This window comes from Sphingopyxis sp., from assembly GCF_025869345.1.
In the GTDB taxonomy this organism is placed as follows: Bacteria; Pseudomonadota; Alphaproteobacteria; order Sphingomonadales; family Sphingomonadaceae; genus Sphingopyxis.
Window position 1 is genome coordinate 25,183 of record NZ_JAOZVW010000120.1, and the last position, 7,063, is coordinate 32,245.

Below are 7,063 nucleotides of genomic sequence, written 5' to 3' on the forward strand. Positions count from 1 at the left end.
AAATGCGTCATTGCGAGCGAAGCGAAGCAATCCAGGGCGGCCTACGCCTGCTCTCGATTGCCGCGTCGCCTTCGGCTCCTCGCAATGACGAGGTTCGTTGACGAAAGGGCGGCCTGACATGGCCAGCGCCGCCGCCTCCATCCCGGCCGAGCCGCAACCGCTCAGCGGCGCGAAGCTGATCGTCGCGGCCTTTGCGCTCGCGCTCGCCAACTTCGTCGTCGTGCTCGATTCGACGATCGCCAATGTCTCGGTTCCCCATATCGCCGGCGGCCTTGCGGTGTCGCCCACGCAAGGAACATGGGTGATCACCAGCTATGCGGTCGCCGACGCGATCAGCGTGCCGCTCACCGGCTGGCTCGCGGCGCGGTTCGGGACGGTGCGCTGGTTCATCATCTCGATCCTCGGCTTCGGCCTCTTTTCCTTCCTGTGCGGCATATCGCGCACGCTCGACGCGCTGATCCTGTTCCGCGTGCTCCAGGGTCTGTCGGGCGGGCCGCTGATGCCGCTGTCGCAGATTTTGCTGCTGCGTATCTTTCCCAAGGAACGGGCGGGCGCGGGGCTCGCGATCTGGGCGATGACGACGACGACCGCGCCGATTCTCGGCCCGATCCTCGGCGGGCTGATCAGCGACAATTGGAGCTGGCCGTGGATCTTCTTCATCAACCTGCCCGTCGTCGCGCTGTGCGCCTTCGGTGTCGGGACCATGCTCGGGTCGTTCGAGACGAAGCGCGAAAAGGCGCGGATCGATATCGTCGGGCTGGTCCTGCTCGTCATTTCGGTCGGCGCCTTCCAGATCATGCTCGACACCGGCCGCGAACATGACTGGTTCGGATCGGCGTGGATCGTGATGCTGGCGATCGTCGCCGCGATCAGCTTTGCCGCCTTCGTCATCTGGGAATTGACCGATGCCAATCCGGTCGTCGATCTTCGCGTCTTCCGCTTTCGCGGGTTCAGTTTCGCGACGCTCGCCATCTCGCTCGGCTTTGGCGCTTTCTTCGCGCAGGTCGTGCTGACGCCGCTCTGGCTGCAACAGGTGGTCGGCTATACGGCGACCGAGACGGGGTTCGTCGTCGCCTGGCTCGGCTGTTTCGCGGTGCTGTTGTCGCCGGTCGCGGCCGGCATGATCGGTAAGGTCGATATCCGCCTCTCGATCTGCGCGGGCATATTGTGGATGGCGATGACATCGGTCCTGCGCGCGGAATGGACCACCGGCGTCGATTATTGGTCGCTGGCGTTCCCGCATCTGCTGCAAGGCATGGGGATGCCCTTCTTCTTCGTCGGGCTGACCGCGCTCGCGTTGAGTTCGGTGCCGATGAAGGACCAGACCTCCGCCGCCGGGCTGATGAGCTTCCTCAGGACGCTGAGCGGCGCGGTCGGCACCGCGATCGCGACGACGGCGTGGGACGATGCGAGCCGCGTCTCGCGATCCGAACTGGTGTCCGCGCTCAACGATCCGGCGGGCGCGATGACATCGATGGAAAGCGCCGGGCTCACCGCCGATCAGGCGCGCGGCGTGCTCGACCGGCTGGTCGAAGGGCAGGCGGCGACGCTGGGGGTGATCCACCTCTTCCTCGCGTCCGGGGTGATCTTCCTGATCGCGGCGGCGGCGGTATGGCTTGCGCCGCGGCCGCAGCAGGTGTCGATGGGCGCGTCGCACTGACCTTCGCGCCGGGCGGTAGGGGGAAAGCCAGCCTCGGGCTTGGGCTTTGAGGAGAGCCGTGCTACGGGCGCCATCGCTTTTTTATCAGCCGTCATCCCGGCGGAGACCGGGATCTCACCGGATCGTAACGACGCCGCGGCGAGATCCCGGCCCTTTCGACTGCCCCGCAGGCGTTGAGGACTGGCTTCGCCGGGATGACGAATTATTTGGGTATTTATGCTGACGATCAATGACCTGACCGTGCGCCTTGGCGGGCGCACCATCCTCGACCGCGCGAGCGCGAGCCTGCCGGCCAGGAGCCGCGTCGGGCTGATCGGGCGCAACGGCGCGGGCAAGTCGACCCTGATGAAGGTGATGATCGGCCAGCTTGAGGCCGACGATGGCGGCATCGAAATGCCGCGCCGCACCCGCGTCGGCTATATCGCGCAAGAGGCGCCGAGCGGCACCGCGACGCCGTTCGAGACGGTGCTCGCGGCCGATATCGAACGCGCCGGGCTGCTCGAACGGTCGGAGGTCGAGACCGACCCCGGCAAGCTCGCCGACATTCACGAGCGGCTGATCGCGATCGACGCCTATACCGCGCCGGCGCGCGCGGCGCGCATCCTGATCGGGCTCGGCTTCGACGAGGAGATGCAGGGACAGCCGCTCGACAGCTTTTCGGGCGGGTGGAAGATGCGCGTCGCGCTCGCCGCGCTGCTTTTCTCGAACCCCGACCTGCTGTTGCTCGACGAACCGTCGAACCACCTCGACCTCGAAGCGACGATGTGGCTCGAAAGCTTTCTGCGCGCCTATCCGGGACAGCTTGTCGTGATCAGCCACGAACGCGACCTGCTCAACAATGTCGTCGACCATATCCTGCATCTGGAGGGCGGCAAGGTGACGCTCTATGCGGGCGGCTATAATGCGTTCGAGCGCCAGCGCGCCGAACGCGCGGCGCAGCTTGCCGCGGCCAAGGCGGCGCAGGACGCGCAGCGCGCCAAGCTTCAGGATTATGTCGCGCGGAACAGTGCGCGCGCCTCGACCGCGAAGCAGGCGCAGTCGCGCGCCAAGCAGCTTGCGCGGATGCAGCCGATCGCCGCGATTGCGGAAGACCCGAGCCTCGTGTTCGATTTCCCAAGCCCCGGCGACGAATTGAAGCCGCCGCTGATCACGCTCGACCTGGCAAGCGTCGGCTATGCGCCGGGTGAGCCGGTGCTGTCGCGCCTCAACCTGCGCATCGACCCCGACGACCGCATCGCGCTGCTCGGCCGCAACGGCAACGGCAAGACGACGCTCGCACGGCTGCTCGCGGCGCAATTGAAGCCCGAGGATGGCGCGATGAGCTGCGCCGGAAAGATGCGCGTCGGCTATTTCACGCAATATCAGGTCGAGGAACTCGACGGCGACGACACGCCGCTCGGCCATATGACGCGGGTCATGGCGGGCAAGACCCCCGGCGCGGTGCGCGCGCAGCTCGGTCGCTTCGGCTTTTCGGGGAGCAAGGCGACGACCGAGGTCGGCAAGCTGTCGGGCGGTGAACGCGCGCGGCTCGCGCTGGCGCTGATCACGCGCGAGGCGCCGCACCTCCTCATCCTCGACGAGCCGACCAACCACCTCGACGTCGACGCGCGCGAGGCGTTGGTGCAGGCGCTCAATGGCTTCGACGGCGCGGTGCTCATCGTCAGTCACGACCGCCACATGCTCGAACTCAGCGCCGACCGGCTCGTGCTCGTCGACGCTGGGACGGCACGCGATTTCGACGGCAGCATGGACGATTATGTCGCCTTCATCCTCGGCAAATCGGCCGCGAACGATGATGCGAAAGCGGCGCCCGCGAAACCGAAGGACGCCAAAGCCGCGCGGCAGGAAGCCGCGAAGGCGCGCGAGGCGCAGGCGGCGCTTCGCAAGTCGGCCAAGGATCATGAGGCGCGCGCAGCGAAGCTCGCGCAGCAGATCAGCGCGATCGACCGCGCGATGTTCGATCCTGCCAGCGCCGAGCCCGCGCTCGCGAAGCTGACGATGGGCGACCTCGCGCAGCGCCGCGGCAAGCTGGCGTCCGAGCTGGAGGGCGTCGAGGCGGCGTGGATGGAAGCGCTCGAAGCGATCGAGACGGCAGCCGCCTGACCGGAGATTTTGGGGATTGCCCGGCCGGGACGAACGGGTGACCTTATCCCGTCCGAATCATCAGGGAAACCGCCTCATGCTTCCATTGATCCTGCCCTTGCTGCTTGCGGCTGATCCTGCCCTCATCGTCCCGACCCGGCAGATTCCGCCGCGGCCGGTCCATTGCGGTGACGACTGCATCTCGCCGGTCGAAGCGGTAACCTATGCTTCCTATCTCGCGCCAAAGGCCGGGATCGCGGGGACATTCCGCATGAAGGTAAAGGCGGTCGGTGAGCAGAAGGGCATCTATTACCTCAACTCCGAAACCGACTATCGTGATCGCAACTGCCTGACGATTGCGATGCCGGCGACGGTCATGGCTGAACTTGCGCGCGGAGAGGGGCTTGCTGCTGCCGAGAAACGCTTCAAGGGCCGCACGATTATGGTGCGCGGAGTCGCGCAGCGCGTGCGGATCGGCTTTTTCGACGACGCCGGGAAGCCGACCGACAAATATTATTACCAGGTGCAGGTGCGGATCGGCCGGAGCGAGCAGATTGCGCCGCGCAGCGGCTATATCAACGACAAGGAATTATCGCAGAACCCGTGATTGCGCGCGGCGGAGCTTGACTCGTGCGGTCACGCGAGAGATAATAGTTTCAATTGAAACTAGATGGGATGATTGCGATGGCCGACCTGTTCGAAAACCCGCTGGGCCTCGACGGCTTCGAGTTCGTCGAATTTTCGGCACCCGAAAAGGGGATGCTCGAACCGGTGTTCGAACGCATGGGGTTCACGCTGGTCGCGCGGCACCGCTCGAAGGACGTGCAATTGTGGCGGCAGGGCGACATCAACTTGATCGCCAATTACGAGCCCAAATCGCCCGCCGCCTATTTCGCCGCCGAGCATGGTCCGTCGGCGTGTGGCATGGGCTGGCGCTGCCGCGATGCCGCGAAAGCCTATGCTGCGGCGATCGAGCGCGGTGCCGAGCCGGTCGAGGGCAAGACCGGACCGATGGAACTGCGCCTCCCTGCGATTCGCGGCATCGGCGGCTCGATCATCTATCTGATCGACCGGTACGGCGACGACCTGTCGATCTACGACATCGATTTCGTCTATGAGGAGGGCGTCGGCCGTCATCCCGTCGGCGCCGGCCTCAAGGTCATCGATCACCTGACGCACAATGTCTACGGCGGCCGCATGGCGCATTGGGCCGCCTTCTACGAGCGCATCGCGGGGTTCCGCGAAATCCGCTACTTCGACATCAAGGGCGAATATACCGGCCTGACGTCGAAGGCGATGACCGCGCCCGACGGCAAGATCCGCATCCCGCTGAACGAGGAAGGCGCGGGTGGCGGCGGTCAGATCGAGGAATATCTGCGCGCCTATAATGGCGAGGGCATCCAGCACATCGCCTTTTCCTGCGACGATCTTTATGCGTCGTGGGACAAGCTCAAGGCGCTCGGCAATCCGTTCGCGCCGTCGCCCCCCGAAACCTATTACGAACTGCTCGCCGAGCGCCTCCCCGGCCATGGCGAGCCCGTCGCGGAGCTCAAGTCGCGCGGCATATTGCTCGACGGCTCGACCACCGAAGGCGACCCGCGCCTGCTGCTTCAGATTTTCGGTCAGACCGTGATCGGCCCGGTCTTCTTCGAATTCATCCAGCGCAAGAAGGACGAAGGTTTCGGCGAGGGCAATTTCACCGCGCTGTTCAAGTCGATGGAGCTCGACCAGATCCGCCGCGGGGCGCTCAATGTCGAGGAGCCCGCCGAATGACGAGCCCGGTCAAATTGGGCGGCGTCCACCACGCCGCCTATCGCTGCAAGGACGCGAAGGAAACGGTCGAATGGTATGAGGCCATGCTCGGCATGACCTACACCACCGCCTTTGCCGAGGATCATGTGCCGTCGACCGGCGAATATGATCCCTATATGCACGTCTTCCTCGACGCGGGGAACGGCAACATCCTCGCCTTCTTCGAGCTGCCGAACCAGCCCGCCATGGGCCGCGATGCGAATACGCCCCAGTGGGTCCAGCATCTCGCCTTCAAGGTCGGCAGTTATGACGAGCTGGTCGCGGCGAAAGAGCATCTGGAGGCGAACGGCGTCGATGTGCTCGGCCCGACGCATCATGGCATCTTCAAGTCGATCTATTTCTTCGATCCCAACGGCCACCGCGTCGAGCTCGCGTGCGACATCGGCACCGATGCGCAATATGCCGAACTCCGCCGCGTCGCCCCGCTGATGCTGGAGGAATGGAGCCGGACCAAGCAGGCCCCGCGCCACGCCGACTGGCTGCACCAGGCGGCGAACGAGTAATATCCGTCGCCCCCGCGCAGGCGGGGGCCGTTGTCGGCCTTGTTCAGCAATGAAGGCATAAACCGCCAGCAGCCCCCGCCTTCGCGGGGGCGACGGATCATGTCCGGTCCAGCCCCATGCTCGCCAGCGTCGCGCCGCTGCACGTGTCGGCTTCCTTCGCCTTGCCGTCGCCCGACAGCGCGCCGATGACGAGGAAACCCGCGACCACCGCGACCAGGAAGCCGCCCGCGACCCACATCAGATATTTGTCGATGAACGCCTTGATCGGCGCCCCGAACAGCCGGAACAATATGCCGACGAGCAGGAAGGAAAAGGCCCGGCTGGCGAGGCTTGCCCACAGGAAGGTCCAGAAATTCATGTGGATGAAGCCGGCGGTGATCGTCAGCAGCTTGAACGGGATCGGCGTCGCGCCCTTGATCAGGATGATCTCGGCGCCGAATTCGCGCAGGTAACAGGCGGCCGGCGGAAAGGCGTCGGTCAGTCCCAGCACACCGAGCAGCCAAAGCCCGACGCTCTCATAGAGGAAATAGCCGATCGAATAGCCGAGCATCCCGCCCGCGACCGAGGCGAGCGTACAGATGATCGCATAGCGCACTGCCTTTTTCGGATCGGCGAGACACATCAGGCCGAGCAGCGGGTGCGGCGGGATCGGGAAGAAGCTCGCCTCGACGAAGGCGACCAGCGCCAGCCAATATTCGGCGTGCGGATGCGCCGATTTCTCCATCGTCCAGGTGTAGAGGCGCTGGACGATCGACGGCTTGCGGGCGGTGGCGGTCATGCTGGTCCTTGGTTGCGGGTCAGGATGACCACGGCCTTCCTATGCCGTTCGTGTCGAACCAAGTCGAGACACGTTAAAGCCCCTCCCCTTCAGGGGAGGGCATGATTTGGCTTAGTGCCGGAAATGGCGCATCCCGGTGAACACCATCGCCAGCCCCGCTTCGTTCGCGGCCGCGATCACTTCGTCGTCGCGGATCGAGCCGCCGGGCTGGATGACGCAGGTCGCGCC

The 7,063-nt window shown here is 65.3% G+C and carries 6 protein-coding genes; 5 read left to right on the forward strand and 1 reads right to left on the reverse strand.

All coding sequences use genetic code 11. The features are described from left to right. Nucleotides 1-118: 118 nt before the first annotated feature. The 5 genes from OJI97_RS12705 to OJI97_RS12725 all read left to right on the forward strand — a co-directional run bounded on the left by OJI97_RS12705 (nt 119) and on the right by OJI97_RS12725 (nt 6,057). Nucleotides 119-1,660: a DHA2 family efflux MFS transporter permease subunit gene (locus OJI97_RS12705; RefSeq protein WP_297663995.1), complete on the forward strand. Its 1,542-nt coding sequence runs from the start codon at nt 119-121 to the stop codon at nt 1,658-1,660. Between the two features lie 216 nt (nt 1,661-1,876). Further along, a complete protein-coding gene (locus OJI97_RS12710) occupies nt 1,877-3,763 on the forward strand; it encodes an ABC-F family ATP-binding cassette domain-containing protein (RefSeq protein ID WP_297663997.1) in 1,887 nt (628 codons plus the stop codon). A gap of 76 nt (nt 3,764-3,839) precedes the next feature. Then, nucleotides 3,840-4,349: a hypothetical protein gene (locus tag OJI97_RS12715; protein ID WP_297663998.1), complete on the forward strand. Its 510-nt coding sequence runs from the start codon at nt 3,840-3,842 to the stop codon at nt 4,347-4,349. 77 nt (nt 4,350-4,426) lie between these two features. Next, nucleotides 4,427-5,515 (forward strand): 4-hydroxyphenylpyruvate dioxygenase, encoded by a 1,089-nt coding sequence (hppD, locus tag OJI97_RS12720; protein WP_297664000.1) that lies wholly within the window; start codon nt 4,427-4,429, stop codon nt 5,513-5,515. Then, complete coding sequence (locus OJI97_RS12725) at nt 5,512-6,057, forward strand: VOC family protein (protein ID WP_297664002.1); 546 nt, start codon at nt 5,512-5,514, stop codon at nt 6,055-6,057. Before hppD ends, OJI97_RS12725 begins: the two co-directional genes overlap by 4 nt. Nucleotides 6,058-6,154: 97 nt before the next feature. On the opposite strand, the gene OJI97_RS12730 is transcribed toward OJI97_RS12725, so the two are convergent. Beyond that, nucleotides 6,155-6,808 (reverse strand): YqaA family protein, encoded by a 654-nt coding sequence (locus OJI97_RS12730; protein ID WP_297664005.1) that lies wholly within the window; start codon nt 6,806-6,808, stop codon nt 6,155-6,157. Nucleotides 6,809-7,063: the final 255 nt, after the last annotated feature.